Consider the following 17369-nt stretch of genomic DNA (forward strand, 5'->3'; position numbering starts at 1 on the left):
ATAACCAGTCTATATAAGAAGTGAGTTGATATAACATGAAATGAGATATTAATAATCATTTGGTGTTTCTTCTCTATTATCATCCTGTGTTGGTTACTCAATACCGTAGACAAGTGATTGATGATAAAATTTCTGAATTTGCTAAAACAACTTTTGTACGAATTGCAGCGTCTTATCATATGACTCTAGTTGAGTGGAATCATGATAAAGACCATGTTCATATTATGTTCAAAGCGCAACCAAAAACAGAATTGACAAAATTCATCAATACCTATAAAAGTGCCAGTTAGCGTTTGATAAAACGAGACTTTCCAAAAGTAAGACAGTTTCTTTGGAAAGAAATGTTTTGGTCTAGAAGTTTTTGCCTTTTGACAACTGGTGGCGCACCAATTGACGTTATAAAAAAATATATTCATAATCAAGGTTATAATCATAAATAGAGAGGTGGTAGCTTATGGAACGATTCAAAGCATATAAATTTAGAATCTATCCAACTGAAGAACAAAAAATTTTCTTCGCTAAGTCTTTCGGTTGTGTCCGTAAGGTCTACAATCTCATGCTTGATGATCGAATGAAAGCTTATGAAGAAACTAAGCATGTTTCTTCTAAAAAATGAAGTTCCCGACACCAGCTAAATATAAGAATGAATTCCCATTTTTGAAGGAAGTAGATAGCCTTGCCTTGGCTAATGCACAACTCAATTTAGACAAGGCATATAAGAATTTCTTTAGAAATAAAGCTGTTGGATTTCCTCGGTTCAAAAGTAAGAAGAATCCCGTTCAAAGTTATACCACTAATAATCAAAATGGCACAATTTCCTTGATTGATAATAAATTCATCAAAGTTCCTAAGTTGAAGTCATTAGTTAAAATAAAGCTTCATAGACAACCTAAAGGTATGATCAAATCAGCTACAATATCACGCCGTTCAAGCGGTAAATACTATGTTTCTTTGTTGTGCAAAGAAGAAGTTGCCGAGTTTCCTAAAACTAATTCTGCAATTGGAATTGACCTTGGAATTACTCATTTTGCCATTTTTTCTGACGGTCAAAAGATTGATAATAATAAGTTCACTTCGAAAATGGCACAGAAACTAAAACGTGAACAACGTAAGTTGTCGAGACGTGCCCTGTTAGCCAAAAAGAAGGGTATCCATCTCTTTGAAGCCAAAAACTACCAGAAACAAAAACAGAAAGTTGCACGACTACATGAAAAAGTAATGAATCAACGCACTGACTTTCTAAACAAGTTGAGTACAGAGATTATCAAAAATCACGATATGATCTGTATTGAAGACTTAAACACAAAAGGTATGTTGCGAAATCATAAACTGGCTAAAAGTATTTCTGATGTGTCATGGTCTAGCTTTGTGACTAAGCTACAATACAAAGCTAACTGGTATGGACGTGAAATAGTCAAGATTGATAAATGGTTTCCATCAAGTCAAGTCTGTTCAGAGTGCGGACATAATGATGGCAAGAAAAATCTCAAAATTCGAGAATGGTCTTGTCCTATTTGCCATGCTCACCATGACCGAGATATCAACGCGAGCATCAATATTTTGACCGAAGGGCTACGAATGCAAACATTATCTTAGAAAAGACCGATAACCGTAGGGACTACGGGGATAGCTTGGTCAATAAGAGAAACATCTGTTAGTAAAGAAATACACTTACAAGTACGCTCTATTCCCAAGAAGCTCCCACTTCAAGCGTTAAGAACTTTTAGGTTTTAGCTAAGTGGTGAGTAGTTCACTCCAAAACCTAAAAACATTCCAATTGCCGTAGTAAATGCGGATAAAGGAATCAAAATTCAAGATAAAGAAATGAATATCGCTAAAAATTTAGAATCTAAGTTGATGAAAAGTGATTCGGATACAGTAAAATGGATTAAAGTCGATCGTGAAGCAGACTTAAAACAAGGGATGCAAAATAAAGATTATTTCGGTGCGATTGTCATTGAAAAAGATTTTTCTGAACATGCGATGAGTCACACGCAAAGTGTTGTGGGGAACTTTAAAAAACAAGAGATGGAAGCAAAAGTGAAATCAGGTGAAATCCCTCTAGAAGTTGCGCAACAAATGGCTCAAAAGAGTGGTGCGCAAAATATGAAGCCACAACAAGCGACATTCAAAACGATTGTTAATGAAGGTGCGGGGACACAGATTTCTCAAATGGTATCACAAATTCTTAATAGTATGAGTAATCAAGTGAACCAAAACATTACAGCACAAAGTTTAAAAACGTTAGAGAGCCAAAATGTGACAGTGAAAGCGTCAGATATTCAAGGTTTAACACAACCCGTTAAAGCTGAGCAACAAAAAATGAATAAAGTTGGTGACCACCAAGCAGGCGGTAATGGCCCATTTTTAATGTTCATGCCTGTATGGATGGGATCTATCGTCATTTCTGTTTTATTGTTCTTCGCATTTAGAACGAGCAACAATATTTCTATACGTCATCGTCTGACTGCAGCGTTAGGTCAAGTTGTGATGACAGCAGTCACTGCATTTATCGGCGCCTTTGCGTTTGTCTACTTTATGCAAGGTGTACTGGATTTCAACTTTAATGATGTCAATGCGACAGCAACGTTTATTGCACTTGCGATGATGGGCTTTGTTGGCTTGATCTTAGGTACAATGACATGGCTCGGAATGAAATCTGTACCTATTTTCTTCTTATTAATGTTCTTTAGTATGCAAATGGTGACATTACCGAAACAAATGTTGCCAGAGTTTTACCAAAAATATATGGTAGACTGGAATCCGCTCGTGCATTATGCAGATATGTTAAGAAGTATTTTGTATTTAAATGAAGGTATTGAATTGAATAGTACGATGTGGATGTTGATTGGTTTTATGATTTTTGGCATTGTATCTACTATGATGGCGGCAATCGTTCGTCGTCACAGTGCAAAACGTGCAGAAATCCCTGCTTAATCATCTGTTATAAAAAGCACTCACACATACAGCACCGTCATTTTCTGGCAAAAGTTAGGTCGTGGCGGTGTTTTTCTATATTAAATCATTGTAACTGTAAAAAATTAGTCATTCTATCTATCGGGCATGTTTGTTGTGTTGTGATAAACTAGAATAAAGTTTCAAAAAGTCTCATCATTGCAAAAGGAGCCAAAATCGATGTTTAATTTAACGATATTACTTTTGGAGCGTGTCGGACTCATTATTATATTGGCATATATTTTAATGAATTCAAAATACTTCAAGCATACGATGCAACAGCGACAAGCATGGGCATCAAAGTGGCAGTTGTGTATCGTCTTTAGCCTCTTTGCGCTGTTGTCTAACTTTACGGGTATCGTCATTAAAAATGGGGATATTTTAGCGGGGAGCATTTATTTTCAATTAGATGATAATGTTTCTTTAGCGAATACACGTGTGCTGACAATCGGTGTCGCAGGACTGGTAGGAGGCCCTTTTGTCAGTGTGTTTGTCGGCATTTTATCTGGTATTTTCCGCCTTTATATGGGTGGTGCAGAAGCGTATACATATTTAATTTCTTCCCTGTTTATTGGACTCATTTCTGGATATTATGGACGTCAAGCGCTTAAACAACATCAATATCCAACGATTGCGAAAAGTGCATTGATCGGTGGCATGATGGAAATTGTTCAGATGATTTGTATTTTTTCGTTTGCCCAAGATAAACAGTACGCGATGGACTTGATTGCTCTGATTGGACTGCCGATGATTGTCGTTAATAGTGCTGGTACAGCGATTTTTATGTCAATTATTAGTTCAACTTTGAAGCAAGAAGAACAAATGCGTGCGGTTCAAACACACGATGTATTGGAATTGACCAATCAAACATTGCCTTATTTTAAAGAGGGGCTCAATGAAGACTCCGCAAAACACGTGGCAATGATTATTAAAGATTTGATGAAAGTATCCGCCGTCGCTATTACGAATCGACATGACATTTTAGCGCATGTGGGAGCAGGGAGTGACCATCATATTCCTAAAAAAGAGATTATTACGCATTTATCTAAAGCAGTATTACAAACTGGTGAGCTTAAAGAAGTGCATACGAAAGAGGAAATTGGTTGTACACATCCGCATTGTCCGCTACATGCCGCGCTGGTGATTCCGCTTAAAATGCATGGGAAAGTGACAGGAACGTTAAAAATGTACTTTACGAATCCGACTAATTTAACGTTTGTTGAACGGCAGTTAGCGGAAGGTTTGGCAGAAATTTTTAGTAGTCAAATCGAATTGGGAGAAGCTGAGATGCAAAGTAAGTTGTTGAAAGATGCGGAAATAAAATCCCTTCAAGCACAAGTGAACCCGCATTTCTTTTTTAACGCGATGAACACGATTTCAGCATTAGTGCGTATCGATAGCGAAAAAGCGAGGGAATTATTGCTTGAGTTAAGCCATTTCTTTCGTTCAAATTTACAAGGTTCGCGTCAAAATACGATTACTTTAGAGAAAGAGTTAAGTCAAGTGACGGCTTATTTATCACTCGAACAAGCGCGTTTTCCAGGACGCTTCGATGTGACTTTTGATGTACCAGAAAAGGTGAAACAAGCATCCGTCCCGCCATTTTTAATTCAAATCCTAGTGGAAAATGCTGTCAAACATGCGTTTCCAGACCGTAAAAAAGGCAACAAAATTAAAGTCGGGGCGCGTTTAAAAGATGCGCAACAGCTCTGTATTGAAGTGAGTGACAATGGGCGTGGGATTCCACCAGATAAACTGACACAATTGGGCAAAAAAGTGGTCGAGTCAGAGTCAGGAACAGGTAGTGCTTTAGAAAATTTAAATTTAAGATTAAAAGGTTTGTTCAGTGAGCAAGCCGCGTTACATTTTGATAGTGATGACACAGGAACGTGCGTATGGTGTACGTTACCTTATCAACAGAAGGAGGATTAAATCATGCGTGCATTAATTGTTGACGATGAACCACTCGCGCGTAATGAATTGATATATTTATTGAATCGTATCGGCGGATTTGACGTTTTAGATGAAGCGGAAAATGTGAGCGAAACGATTGAAGCGTTGTTAGTAAACGAATATGATTTGGTGTTTTTAGATATTAATTTAATGAATGAAAATGGGATTGAATTAGGTCAAAAAATACAGAAGATGAAAGCACCGCCTGCGATTGTATTTGCGACAGCGCATGACCAATATGCGGTACAGGCGTTCGAACTGAATGCGACAGATTATATTATGAAGCCATTTGATCAATCTCGCATTGCGCAAGCTGTGGCAAAAGTGCGTGCACAGCAGGAAAAGTACGAAGACATGCATGTGCCACATTCAGCTGTGAAAGTGACGCAACCTTTACCGATTGAAATTGGCGAGCGAATTCATATGTTGAACCCTGCTGATGTAATTGGTATTTCGGTCAATCAAGGTGTGACCACGATTTATACGACGCAAGGGGAGTATGAGACGCATGAGCCTTTGAGTGCGTATGAGAAACGTTTGGATGAGGCGCAGTTTATTCGGATTCATCGTTCGAATGTCATCAATCGACAACATATTGAGGCGATTGAGCATTGGTTTAATTCGACGTATATGGTGACGTTGACGGACGGCGTGAAGATGCAGGTGAGTCGGTCGTATATGAAGAAGTTTAAGCAGGTGATGGGTTTAAGGTTGTGAATGGAATGATGAGGAGTGAGACGGCGTGTTTGATGTGTCTCACTCTTTTATTTCATGAAGTTTTATAGAACATTTCAAGATACATTGTCAGCATAGGCAATTGATAACTGCTGAATCGTGCTGCGCTTTCATAGGGGCTGAGGGGAGGTTGTGACAAAAGCGCTCAGGATTTGAGCAGAACCGAGCGATGAGCAAAATTGATTTCCAAATTTTGCCGAAATCGCGGGAGTTCTGTCGAAAATCCTGCTTTTGGAACACCGTTTATTGATTCACAGCGCACCCATTCATTGTGGATTTTGGGAGCAGTACAGAAATTTCATGTGTAACAAAGATTTCGTCGTACTGCCCCCGCAAGGCTGACTAGACTTCTCAAAAGTGCAAACATTGAGAAGTCAGACAGCTACTGCGATAAACAGCAACCACTATTAAAGTAAAGAGTCGACTGTCAGCGGTACGCACGCATCCCCTCAGGAGTCTTGCACGATTCTTGCAGTCGGAGCGAGTGTCTCAACTGTAGAAAGTGTTGTGTTTGAAACATCCACATGGCATCATGAAACAAACTTCATCACATCATCCTTCAGTTTTTGGGGGGATAGATGGGGTGCCTCGAAATGACAAATGGTGGGTTGATGTGATTGAAACGAAATAGGTTCAGGTTGCTGAAAATTGGGAAGTTGTATCAACCTAAAGTGTATTTTTGCTTCTCAATTTGACATTTAAATCATGTGATTGTTCGACAAGGGTGTGATTTTGTATTTCACGCCTCTTTTTTTGCATTTCGGGATGAAAACGATCTATGTGAATTTTTTCATAATATAATGAAGTCAATCAGAGATGCACGGGAGGTTGTAAAAGTGAAACAAAAAGAAGAGAAAACGTACAGTTTTTTACATCAAGTGTTGGTCATAGCGTCAGTGTTGTTTGTTTCAAGTATTATTGAATCATTTATGCCGATTCCTATGCCGGCATCAGTGATAGGGCTCGTATTACTGTTCGTTTTATTATGTACAGGTGTCATCAAGCTCGGTCAAGTTGAAAAAGTAGGGACAGCGCTAACGAATAATATCGGCTTTTTATTCGTGCCTGCTGGGATTTCAGTTGTAAATTCATTAGACATTATTAGTGCAAGTCCGATTCTCATTATTGGCTTGATTATTATTTCAACAATTCTACTACTTGTATTTACAGGCTTTGCGTCACAAATTTTAATGCGTATGACGACGAAAGATAAAGTAGCAACACCGCCGCGTACGAAAGCGAAAGTGAAAGGAGCGCATTCACATGGTTAATCATCTCGCTATAGACACACCGTATTTCGGTATTTTATTATCAGTGATTCCATTTCTAATCGCAACTGTACTTTTTAAGAAAACAAATGGCTTTTTCTTATTCGCACCACTCTTTGTTGCGATGGTTTTCGGAGTAGCGTTCTTACACTTTACAGGTATTCCATATGAAAAGTACAAAATTGGTGGGGACATCATTAATTTCTTCCTTGGACCAGCGACGATTTCATTTGCGATTCCTTTATACAAAAAGCGTGATGTCTTGGTGAAACATTGGCATCGTATTATCGGCGGTATTGGAATTGGTACTGTATTGGCACTTGTTGGTATTTTCTTTGTCGCAAAAGCACTTCAATTCGGTAGTGACATTATCGCATCAATGCTTCCGCAAGCAGCAACAACAGCGATTGCACTACCTGTATCAGAAGGCATTGGCGGTATTAAAGAGTTGACATCATTAGCGGTTATTTTAAATGCGGTCATTATTTATGCGTTAGGTAATAAATTATTGAAATGGTTCCACATTGATGATCCGATTGCGAGAGGCTTATCTTTAGGAACGAGCGGACATACGTTAGGTGTAGCGGCAGCAAAAGAATTAGGACCAGTAGAGGAGTCAATGGCGAGCATCGCGATTGTACTGGTTGGGGTTGTCGTTGTAGCAGTTGTTCCGATTTTGACACTGATCTTCTTCTAGACACAATATCAATAGCATAAAAATGTTGTACAGCACGTGTAAGTTGGAATGCGCGTCTGTACAACTTTTTTGTATACAGAATTGTCAAATATATCACAATAGTTTTTGCGTGAACGTTTTCATTTTAAAACTTATAATAGAAGAAACTAGGATAGAAGGTGAGCAAATGAAAAAGTTAATCCAGGATAAAACGCACTTTTTGCAAGACATGCTAGACGGGTTGAAAATGACTAATCCGAACATTGATGTGATTGCAGATACGGTCGTTGTACGTCAGCATAAAAAAACGTCTGGTGTCGCATTAGTTTCTGGTGGCGGTAGTGGTCACGAACCTGCACATGCGGGCTATGTCGGCGAAGGTATGTTGGATGCTGCGGTATGTGGTGAAGTGTTTACCTCACCGACACCGGACAAAGTGTTAGAAGCCATTAAAGCGGTAGACAATGGAGACGGTGTGTTACTCATTGTTAAAAATTACGCTGGTGACGTCATGAACTTTGAAATGGCTAAAGATATGGCAGCGATGGAAGACATTCAAGTAGAAATGGTCGTCGTAGGTGATGACATTGCGATTGATGATGTTGAAAAACGTCGCGGTGTTGCAGGGACGGTCTTTGTTCATAAATATGCCGGTTATTTATCAGAGCGTGGCAAGAAATTAACAGAGCTGAAAACTGAAGTCGAAGCATTGATTGAGCAAATTCGTACAATTGGGATGGCTTTAACACCGCCTGCTGTACCAACGACAGGTAAGTATGGTTTCGATATTGAAGATCATGAAATGGAAATCGGTATTGGTATTCACGGTGAACGTGGGTTAGAACGTGTGCCAGTTGAACCGGTTGAACAAATTGTGCAACGTTTGATTGAACAATTGAAAGCTGAAGTGACAAGCGATGAATTGATTGTTATGGTCAATGGTATGGGCGGTACACCATTATCAGAATTAGATATTGTGACGAAATATGTCGCATTACAGTTAGAACAAGAAGGAAAAACTGTAAAAGGATGGTTTGTAGGTGATTATATGACATCACTCGATATGCAAGGCTTCTCATTAACTTTTGTTCCTTATGACGAACACGTATTATCAGCATTTCGCGCACCTACAACAAGTCGATTTTTTTAACATAATCCAGGAGGTTTCCAAGATGGACGTAGCAACTTTAAAAGAACGATTACTTGCATTAAAAGAAACATTTGAAACAGAAGAAGAGGCTTTGACAGAGTTAGACCGTGCGATTGGTGACGGGGACCACGGTGTGAATATGCGACGTGGTTTTGAAGCACTTCCTGACCAATTAGACGACAGCTCGATGCAAGCTTTATTCAAAACGACAGGGATGACGCTCATGTCGAAAGTGGGTGGCGCGTCTGGACCATTATACGGTTTTAGTTTTGTTAAAATGGCGCAAGTCTCAAAAGATGAGATTGATCATGACAACTTAGTCGAATTGTTAAAAGCATTTGAAGAAGCTGTGGCCCAACGCGGAAAAGTGACTTTGAATGAAAAAACAATGTATGACGTCATTGCACGTGCGAGAGAAGCAGTAGAACAAGGTGAGACTGTCGATTTAGCAACGTTACAATCTTATGCCGATGCGACACGTGATATCGAAGCGACGAAAGGCCGGGCATCATATTTTAAAAAAGATTCAATCGGGTATATTGATCCTGGTGCACAAAGTAGTGTTTACATTTTAAATGCACTGATAGGAGCTGATGAAGCGTGACACAAATCGTTTTAGTAAGTCACAGTGATAAAATTTCAGAAGGTACGCAAGAACTCCTTGCACAAATGGCACAAGATGTAACTGTCATCGCAATTGGTGGCATTGAAGGCGAAATCGGTACATCTTTTGATGACATTTCTGCAGTATTAAATGATATAGACGATGATGCGATTTGTTTTTTTGATATCGGCTCATCGGAAATGAATTTGGATATGGCAATTGAAATGTATACGGGGACACATCGTATTGAAAAAGTGGATGCCCCAATTGTAGAAGGCAGTTTCATTGCGGCAGTTGCCTTGTCGACAGGTCAAACGATAGATGAAGCCATCGCATCTGTCGACGAAGCATTTTAATAACATCTATAGAAATAGGACAGCATGAGCGCGTATCGCACGACAATGTTGTCCTATTTTTTAACGTTATTTAATTTTTTTCACAACTTCAGATTTTAAACCAATTTGCCCAAAACCAGGAATCTTACAGTCGATATCGTGGCCGTCTTCAGGGTCAACGAGTTTAATATTTTTTACTTTTGTACCTTGTTTAATCATTTGAGAACTGCCTTTGATTTTTAAATCACGAATGACTGACACCGTGTCACCATCTTGAAGTGGATTACCATTTGCATCACGGATGACGGCTTGTTCAGCAGCTGCCTCGAGTGCATCGTTTGTCCATTCATACGCACACATCGGGCAAATGTAAAGTCCGCCATCTTCGTAAGTATATTCAGAATCACACTGCGGACAGTTTGGGATTGCGGTTGTCATGTTAGAATCAACTACTTTCATTAAAAATATAAATCTAATCTAACACATTCTGAGTGAAAAGTATGTAACAAATTTAACGACGTGTTACGATAATTGTATGATACGCAATGAAGTGTCATACGGTCACTAACTTAAAGAAAGAGGGATGGAAGATGACAAAGTTTGATGTAGAAAACCCTTCAACAGGAGCAGTCATTAAAACTTATGCATTTACAGAAGAAGCTGAAATTCACCATAAAATTGAACGTGCGTACGAAGCGTATTTATCATGGCGTGAAGTCGATGCGCATGAGCGTTCACGTTTATTATGGCAATGGTCAACTTTAATTAAAGAGAACCGTGAAGCATTAGCAGAACTGATTACACTTGAAGGGGGCAAGCCTTATCAAGAAGCATTAGGTGAAGTGGATTACGCAGTCGGCTACGTGGATTGGTATGCCGAAGAAGTGAAGCGCATTTACGGTAGAACGATTCCAGCTAACACGCCAGATAAGAAAATTTTAGTGGATAAATTTCCAGTTGGTGTGGTAGGGGCAATTACACCGTGGAACTTCCCCGCTGCAATGATTACGCGTAAAATGGCACCCGCGCTCGCAGCAGGTTGTACGATTGTATGTAAACCAGCGACACAAACGCCAATGACGACGATTCGTTTAGTCGAATTAGCACATGAAGCGGGCATTCCTGAAGATGCGATTTCATACATTTTAGCGAGTGGTAAAACAGCAGGGAAAATTTTCACTGAACATGAACTGATTAACAAGGTGACTTTCACAGGCTCTACACCAGTCGGTAAAAAGTTGATCGAACAATCAGCGGCATCCGTTAAAAATGTCACAATGGAACTCGGCGGTCTGGCACCACTCATCGTGCATAAAGATGCCGACATTGAACATGCAGTCGAACAAACGATTAAAACAAAATTTAGAAATGCAGGCCAAACTTGTATTTGTGCCAACCGTATTTATGTACACGAAGATATTGCAGAAGAATACGAAAAACAACTGATTGAACAAGTCCACGCCTTAAAAGTAGGGGACGGTATGGAAAAAGATGTGAAAGTCGGACCGCTCATCAATCAAAAAGGGGTCGACAAAGTGATCGATCACATTCAAGATGCGGTGGAACATGGCGGTCGATTATCACGTGAATTAGACGATATTCAAGAACTCGGAGGCAACTTCTTGAAGCCAGTCGTCATTACCAATGTGAACCACGATATGAAATGTATGCATGAAGAAACATTTGGCCCAGTCGCACCAGTGATGCGTTATTCAGATATTGATGAAGCGATTCATTTAGCGAATGATACAGAATTTGGCTTGGCTTCTTACTTTTTCACGAACGATTATCGCACAGGACTTTATATTTACAATAACTTACATTACGGCGTCGTGGGTTGGAATGACGGCGCACCATCCGCACCACATGCGCCATTTGGTGGTGTGAAAGAAAGTGGTTACGGACGCGAAGGTGGTATTGAAGGTATCGAACCTTATCTTGAAACGAAATATCTTTCAATCGGTACAAAAACAAAATAACGATTGATTGAATCAACTAAAGGCTGGGAGCATATCATCATCTCCCGGTCTTTTTATTGAGTGAAGGTAGCGGGCTAAATATATTAAGCCATCATCTATATGGTATGTTTCTTTCCTCTTTTTCAAGGAACATGATAGGCACTTCTTTAACCGCAAGAAAGTAAAAAACAAGGGTACGTGGGAGCACCTTGGAAAAATTAAGTTAATCAACGTATTTTTTCATATCATTCACGAATATAAGGCACTGTAATAGATTATGTTTAGATTTATTGAAGTTTTTTAAATTAGATTTAACAAAAATTTCATGAGTCATATCATTATATTTAATGCCATATGCTGAAAGATGTTCTTCAAAGATTTTTTTGCGCTTTTTCGATTTGTTTATGAAAACCCCATTGTTTTCTAATCCGAATATAGTATAGCCATCGTCTGTTAAAGTGATGATGTCCCGAGATTGATCGTATATAGCATATATAATCAAATTGTCTAAAGTGTGATCTTTAAAAGGAGAGTCTATTCTTACTACATTGTTTGACAAATTAGAAAACGCTAATTCTTGGTTGTACCAATCAAAACATTCTTTTTTTAATTTGTGAGCATCAAATGTAGCCATATTAACCCTCCTTTATTCAAATTCTTGTAAATTATTATAATCTAAAAACAATATATAAGCACTATAGACGTTATAAATATCTTGAAAATCTTTCACGCTCATTTTATAAGCCAATTTGCCTTTTATTATCGAACACCCCTTTAAATCATTTATTTATGTTATGCTTTTATTAACTAAAATCATATAAAAAAGGAGCAACTCAATGATTATTTCACTTGTCGTTTTTGGTTTTATTTTTTTATTTTTACTCGTGATTCATGTATTCAAATTAGATCCTTTAATTGCCAATATCGACTTTGAACAAATTGATGAACGCTATCATGATACTGTTCGGAGACAATGGTTCATTTGGGCGGGAATGTTGGTGATTGTTCTCGCCATTTGGACAACAATCTTCACTTTTTATTATCGTAACGACCTTCTTTTTATTGGAGGTATAATATGCTTTATCATTTTAACTTGGGTTAGGTTGCACTATCTCACAAAAAAGTATAAAAAGGGTTAATGACATAATTTCGGTTGATAATGATAATCTTTATCAATTATAATGAAAGAAGTTATCAATTGAACAGTGGGTCTGTATTGTATTGACAATCAAGGTACCTCATTTGGAGATAGATACAATAAGGGTGCAGTCGCGATCAGTGCGAATGCGTAAAAGGAGATGAAGTCCAATGTTTATGGCAGAAAACAAATTGACATTACAAAAAGGGACAGCTGAGGCTACGATGGAACGATTCCACCGTCGTCAAGGTATTGAGACGATTGATGGATTTATCGAAATGTACGTGACGCAGACGAATGGTTTAAAAGAATACGATGAAGTGAAAATTTTAACAGTTTGGCAATCTGAAGCTGCATTTCGTGAATGGTTAGGGTCAGATGTGTTTAAAGCGTCACATAAAAATGTCAGACAGCATCATGAAGAGAAGGAAAGCCCGATTTTGAACAATAAAGTGTCTACATATCAAATTGGTTATCATTATGAAAAAGCACATGCATAGATAGATGAAAACAGGTCTCGGCTGTATCGCGGGGCCTGTTTTTGTGTTTTGATTTTTTGTATGATTGTCATTTCCTTAGCCTAGAAAGACTACAAATCGCTCAAAATAGATTATAATGTTATCGAAAGATGCGAGGTGTAGAAATGAAAACTTACATAGAACAAGATGGACGCACAGTTCAGAAACACTATTTGACTTTAAATGGTCATCGCCAAGGTGTCATTATTGAATCAAGAGGTACAGATAAACCGATATTACTCGTTGTTCACGGTGGGCCAGGTTTTCCACTTTATTCCTTTTTTAGAGCTCATCATATTGACTTGACGGATCGTTACACCGTTGTATTTTGGGATCAGCGTGGGACGGGGATGTCTTACACGCGTGAAACAGTTGAAATGGCAGACTTGATTTCAGATTTGTATCAGCTGATTCAATTTTTGCGTCATCATTTTCAACAAAACCAAGTGTATTTGATGTGCCACTCATTTGGAACTATTATTGGCACACACGCCGCGCATCGTTATCCTGAATATATTGCCGCCTATATTGGTATGGGACAGCTCGGGGACGTTTTTCGTAATGAACAGTGTATTTTGCACCATTTACGCTTTTTAGCACATGAAGAACGCAATCAACGCGCGATTAAACAATTAAACGCGATTCATTTAACACGTGATTTTAACCAAGATTGCCAATATGAAAAGGCGAGACAACGCTATACTGCACGTTATCATGTCGGATTTTCAAGTCGTGGCTATTCCGTTTGGCGCATGTTTCGTGTGATGATGCAGACGCCGTATTACCGTTTAATGGAAAGAATTAATATTGTCAGAGGCAGTTTATCTACATTTGAACATTTAACGAGCGAAATGGCACATACGAATTTAAATGATATTGCCCAGGAAATAAAGGTGCCATTTTATATTTTACAAGGGGTACACGATATGCAGACGACATACGAAGACAGTAAAGCCTTTTTCGAGCATGTCGGGTCTGTAGAGAAACGTTTTTACGCGTTTCAAGATACGGCACATGCCCCGTTTGTCGATGAGCCTGAAAAAATGATCGAAATAATGCATGAAATTGTTGACCGTCACGTGACGTCATAGGCTATACATGAAGTATGGAGGTGAAATCGATGTCACATTATTCGACAGGTGAACTTGCGAATATGTTTGGACTTTCAAAAAGAACCATTCAGTATTATGATCATCAGCACATCTTAAAACCTGCTTTCACGGACGATAACCAATATCGGATGTATACGGAGCGTGAGGTGGAACAGTTGCATTTGATTTTAGTGATGAAGTCATTAGGTCTCAGTCTTAAAGAAATCAAGCAGATGTTGTCAGCGGATGGCACACTTCAAACGGTGCGTACATTATTAACGCGTAAAGTGGAAGAAACTGAGGCAGAAATTCGCCAACAACAACTGCAACTGAAACAAATGAAGCAAATGCAACAGATGATACTGGATTCATCACGTGCACCTGTTAAAAACCTTTCTGACATTGAAGATGCGATGAAACAAAAACCACAACATCAACGTCTTATGAAACATATGTTATGGATGGGAGCGACAGCCACTTTATTTGAAGTGATTGGGATTGGACTAAGTTGGAAATCTCGTCAAGTATGGCCAGCTGTTTTAGGATTTGGAAGTGCGATCACAGTAGCACAAAAAATGACACATACGTACTATCAGCAAGTCAGTTACATGTGTCCGAATTGCCAGCAGCAGTTTAAACCGCCATATCGAACATGGTTATTTGCACCTCATACGTCTCAAACAAGACTGTTGACTTGCCCGAACTGTGGCTTCAAAGGATATTGTACAGAAATTTACGATGCATCAATCCAATCATAAAACGATAGTAAAGTGCGTGACATGCGAGTTCAATTGCTGTTACGTGCTTTTTTGGTTTAAATTTCAAATGAAGAGACTGAAGATTTGTAAGCGCTTCAAGAATACATTGAATTGCATGGGTGAAGCGGATAAGATGGAGGTGTATGAATTTTATGAAGAGAGGAAGCATTCGTATGAAAATACTCGCAGTTACATCTTGTCCAAACGGTATTGCGCATACATATATGGCACAAGAAAAGTTAGAGCAAGCCGCAACGTCACTCGGCATTGAGATTAAAGTAGAAACGCAAGGGGGTGTCGGTGCAGAAAATGTGTTAACAGCTGAAGAAATCGCAGCTGCAGACGGTATTATTATTGCTGCGGATAGACAAGTGGATTTATCACGGTTCAATGGTAAGCCGCTCGTGAAAGAAAGTGTCAGAGCAGGCATTCATCAACCGGAAGCCTTAATCCAACGTGTAGTGCAAGGGGAAGCACCGGTGTATCATGCGACAGGACAAGCTGAAACAACTGGGACACCTTCACATCAAAGCGAAAATAAGCAAAAGGGCATGTAAATGGTCTATCAACATTTAATGAATGGGGTTTCCTTTATGGTGCCCTTTATCGTTGTCGGAGGGCTACTGATTGCGTTGGCATTGTCATTAGGTGGTGAAAAAACAGCGACACAAGGTTTAGTGATTCCCGATGATTCATTTTGGAAACCGTTCGAAAAAATTGGTGCATTAGCGTTTAGCTTTATGGTGCCGATATTGGCCGGTTACATTGCGGTGAGTATTGCCGATAAGCCAGGTCTCGTGCCAGGGATGATCGGTGGTGCGATTGCAGCGGACGGTAGTTTTTACGGTAGTACGGCGGGGGCTGGCTTTTTAGGCGGTATCGTTGCCGGTTTCTTAGCAGGTTATATTGCGAAATGGATTAAAAATATTAAAGTGCCGAAAGCGATGGCACCAATTATGCCGATCATTATTATTCCAATTATCGCGTCGGTTCTCGTCGGCATGATCTTTATTTTCATTTTAGGTGCGCCCATTGCAGCAGTTTTTGAAACTTTGACAACTTGGCTGAAAGGAATGCAAGGCGCAAATATTGTCATTTTAGCCTTAATTATCGGTGCGATGATTGCGTTTGATATGGGCGGTCCAGTGAACAAAGTTGCCTTTTTGTTTGGTTCGGCTTTAATCGCGGAAGGCAACTATAGCGTCATGGGAATGGTCGCAGTAGCAGTCTGTACACCACCGATTGGACTTGGCCTTGCGACATTTATTCAAAAACGTAAATTCAACCGCAATGAAATTGAAATGGGGAAGGCTTCATTTACGATGGGACTTTTCGGGATTACAGAAGGTGCGATTCCATTTGCGGCACAGGATCCATTACGTATTATTCCAGCTAATATGATCGGTACGATGGTGGCTTCGGTTATTGCTGCGCTTGGTCATGTCGGTGATAGAGTCGCGCACGGTGGACCGATTGTTGCAGTATTAGGTGGTATCGAGGGGGTGCTCATGTTTATCGTCGCTGTATTAGCCGGTAGTTTTGTCACGACAGCACTCGTATTAACATTTAAAAAGCATCCGACAGCCACGCAAGCGGTAACTGGCGCACCAACATCTACAGTGAAGGTGACTAAAGATACAGACGTAGAAGACATGTTGAATCCACAAGTGATGATTCAAACAGCAGCACCAATGGATAGGGACAAAGCCATTGATACGATGATTGATCGCTTAGTGCACGCAAACTATGTGACAGATGCTGCGGTGTTAAAAGAAGCCGTACTAGCACGTGAAGCAGAATCAACGACGGCCCTTGGTATGCACATCGCCATGCCCCATGCGAAAACCAACGCGGTACGTCAACCGATTATTGGCGTACTTAAACATGATCAAGGGGTACAATGGGAAAGTTTAGACGGGACATTGCCACAACTCGTCATTTTAATCGCTGTACCGGAACAAAGTCATGATACGCATTTAAAAGTGTTGCAACAACTGTCGAAAAACTTAATGCATGATGACAAACGACAACAATTGTTAGATACAACGAATGAAACGGAATTATACGAGACATTACAACGTATCATTAATGCATAACTGAAACTTGAAAGAGACTGGGTGTTAGTGCTCAGTCTCTTCCTTTTTTACTTATTTTCAATTTGCAATATATCTTATCTTTATTTAAAAAGTATTCAATACGCGCTATAATAGAGTCATGTTATAGAAAGGAA

13 protein-coding genes and 5 pseudogenes are annotated in these 17369 nt (G+C 39.4%); 16 read left to right on the forward strand and 2 right to left on the reverse strand.

Annotated features, from left to right (window positions below; translation table 11 throughout):
- Positions 1-47: 47 nt before the first annotated feature.
- From tnpA to dhaM, 10 genes and pseudogenes are all read left to right on the forward strand, one after another.
- Positions 48-440: pseudogene (tnpA, locus tag EL101_RS01465) on the forward strand (IS200/IS605 family transposase).
- 14 nt (positions 441-454) lie between these two features.
- Positions 455-1596: pseudogene (tnpB, locus tag EL101_RS01470) on the forward strand (IS200/IS605 family element RNA-guided endonuclease TnpB).
- A 153-nt stretch (positions 1597-1749) separates the two neighbouring features.
- A pseudogene (locus EL101_RS01475) lies at positions 1750-2937 on the forward strand (ABC transporter permease); the annotation flags it as partial.
- A gap of 198 nt (positions 2938-3135) precedes the next feature.
- The gene (locus EL101_RS01480; RefSeq protein WP_096596388.1) at positions 3136-4887 is read left to right on the forward strand and encodes a sensor histidine kinase; all 1752 of its coding nucleotides are present in this window, start codon (positions 3136-3138) and stop codon (positions 4885-4887) included.
- Positions 4888-4890: 3 nt separating this feature from the next.
- Positions 4891-5625, forward strand: a complete 735-nt coding sequence (locus EL101_RS01485) for a response regulator transcription factor LytR (RefSeq protein ID WP_096541850.1) — start codon at positions 4891-4893, stop codon at positions 5623-5625.
- Between the two features lie 854 nt (positions 5626-6479).
- Positions 6480-6914 (forward strand): antiholin-like murein hydrolase modulator LrgA, encoded by a 435-nt coding sequence (gene lrgA / locus EL101_RS01490; protein WP_014612908.1) that lies wholly within the window; start codon positions 6480-6482, stop codon positions 6912-6914.
- A complete protein-coding gene (gene lrgB / locus EL101_RS01495) occupies positions 6907-7608 on the forward strand; it encodes an antiholin-like protein LrgB (RefSeq protein WP_014612909.1) in 702 nt (233 codons plus the stop codon). Before lrgA ends, lrgB begins: the two co-directional genes overlap by 8 nt.
- 166 nt (positions 7609-7774) lie before the next feature.
- Positions 7775-8737 (forward strand): dihydroxyacetone kinase subunit DhaK, encoded by a 963-nt coding sequence (gene dhaK, locus EL101_RS01500; RefSeq protein WP_096596389.1) that lies wholly within the window; start codon positions 7775-7777, stop codon positions 8735-8737.
- Between the two features lie 22 nt (positions 8738-8759).
- Complete coding sequence (gene dhaL / locus EL101_RS01505; protein WP_096596390.1) at positions 8760-9341, forward strand: dihydroxyacetone kinase subunit DhaL; 582 nt, start codon at positions 8760-8762, stop codon at positions 9339-9341.
- Positions 9338-9697, forward strand: a complete 360-nt coding sequence (dhaM, locus tag EL101_RS01510; protein WP_096596391.1) for a dihydroxyacetone kinase phosphoryl donor subunit DhaM — start codon at positions 9338-9340, stop codon at positions 9695-9697. Before dhaL ends, dhaM begins: the two co-directional genes overlap by 4 nt.
- A gap of 66 nt (positions 9698-9763) precedes the next feature.
- Here dhaM and EL101_RS01515 read toward each other — a convergent pair whose 3' ends face one another.
- Positions 9764-10114, reverse strand: coding sequence for a zinc ribbon domain-containing protein YjdM (locus tag EL101_RS01515; protein WP_019166494.1), 351 nt, complete (start codon positions 10112-10114; stop codon positions 9764-9766).
- A 152-nt stretch (positions 10115-10266) separates the two neighbouring features.
- On the opposite strand from EL101_RS01515, the gene EL101_RS01520 reads away from it, so the two are divergent.
- Positions 10267-11655, forward strand: a complete 1389-nt coding sequence (locus tag EL101_RS01520) for an NAD-dependent succinate-semialdehyde dehydrogenase (protein ID WP_096596392.1) — start codon at positions 10267-10269, stop codon at positions 11653-11655.
- A 220-nt stretch (positions 11656-11875) separates the two neighbouring features.
- On the opposite strand, the pseudogene EL101_RS01525 reads toward EL101_RS01520, so the two are convergent.
- Positions 11876-12268, reverse strand: a pseudogene (locus EL101_RS01525) (DUF1828 domain-containing protein); the annotation flags it as partial.
- Between the two features lie 202 nt (positions 12269-12470).
- Here EL101_RS01525 and EL101_RS01530 point away from each other — a divergent pair.
- The 5 genes and pseudogenes from EL101_RS01530 to EL101_RS01550 all read left to right on the forward strand — a co-directional run bounded on the left by EL101_RS01530 (position 12471) and on the right by EL101_RS01550 (position 17235).
- Positions 12471-12773: a hypothetical protein gene (locus EL101_RS01530; RefSeq protein ID WP_096596393.1), complete on the forward strand. Its 303-nt coding sequence runs from the start codon at positions 12471-12473 to the stop codon at positions 12771-12773.
- A gap of 169 nt (positions 12774-12942) precedes the next feature.
- Positions 12943-13272, forward strand: a complete 330-nt coding sequence (locus EL101_RS01535; RefSeq protein ID WP_096596394.1) for an antibiotic biosynthesis monooxygenase — start codon at positions 12943-12945, stop codon at positions 13270-13272.
- A 143-nt stretch (positions 13273-13415) separates the two neighbouring features.
- Positions 13416-14381: an alpha/beta fold hydrolase gene (locus EL101_RS01540; RefSeq protein ID WP_096596395.1), complete on the forward strand. Its 966-nt coding sequence runs from the start codon at positions 13416-13418 to the stop codon at positions 14379-14381.
- A gap of 29 nt (positions 14382-14410) precedes the next feature.
- Complete coding sequence (locus EL101_RS01545) at positions 14411-15139, forward strand: MerR family transcriptional regulator (RefSeq protein WP_096596396.1); 729 nt, start codon at positions 14411-14413, stop codon at positions 15137-15139.
- A 173-nt stretch (positions 15140-15312) separates the two neighbouring features.
- A pseudogene (locus EL101_RS01550) lies at positions 15313-17235 on the forward strand (fructose-specific PTS transporter subunit EIIC).
- Positions 17236-17369: the final 134 nt, after the last annotated feature.

It is taken from the genome of Staphylococcus delphini, from assembly GCF_900636325.1.
Classification (GTDB): domain Bacteria; phylum Bacillota; class Bacilli; order Staphylococcales; family Staphylococcaceae; genus Staphylococcus; species Staphylococcus delphini.

Excerpts from the sequence above, each read along its gene's own strand:
- dhaK (WP_096596389.1), top strand. The coding sequence starts at position 7,775 with ATGAAAAAGTTAATCCAGGATAAAACGCACTTTTTGCAAGACATGCTA.
- EL101_RS01515 (WP_019166494.1), bottom strand. The coding sequence starts at position 10,114 with ATGACAACCGCAATCCCAAACTGTCCGCAGTGTGATTCTGAATATACT.
- EL101_RS01535 (WP_096596394.1), top strand. The coding sequence starts at position 12,943 with ATGTTTATGGCAGAAAACAAATTGACATTACAAAAAGGGACAGCTGAG.
- lrgB (WP_014612909.1), top strand. The coding sequence starts at position 6,907 with ATGGTTAATCATCTCGCTATAGACACACCGTATTTCGGTATTTTATTA.
- EL101_RS01480 (WP_096596388.1), top strand. The coding sequence starts at position 3,136 with ATGTTTAATTTAACGATATTACTTTTGGAGCGTGTCGGACTCATTATT.
- dhaL (WP_096596390.1), top strand. The coding sequence starts at position 8,760 with ATGGACGTAGCAACTTTAAAAGAACGATTACTTGCATTAAAAGAAACA.
- EL101_RS01485 (WP_096541850.1), top strand. The coding sequence starts at position 4,891 with ATGCGTGCATTAATTGTTGACGATGAACCACTCGCGCGTAATGAATTG.
- EL101_RS01545 (WP_096596396.1), top strand. The coding sequence starts at position 14,411 with ATGTCACATTATTCGACAGGTGAACTTGCGAATATGTTTGGACTTTCA.
- EL101_RS01540 (WP_096596395.1), top strand. The coding sequence starts at position 13,416 with ATGAAAACTTACATAGAACAAGATGGACGCACAGTTCAGAAACACTAT.
- EL101_RS01530 (WP_096596393.1), top strand. The coding sequence starts at position 12,471 with ATGATTATTTCACTTGTCGTTTTTGGTTTTATTTTTTTATTTTTACTC.
- EL101_RS01520 (WP_096596392.1), top strand. The coding sequence starts at position 10,267 with ATGACAAAGTTTGATGTAGAAAACCCTTCAACAGGAGCAGTCATTAAA.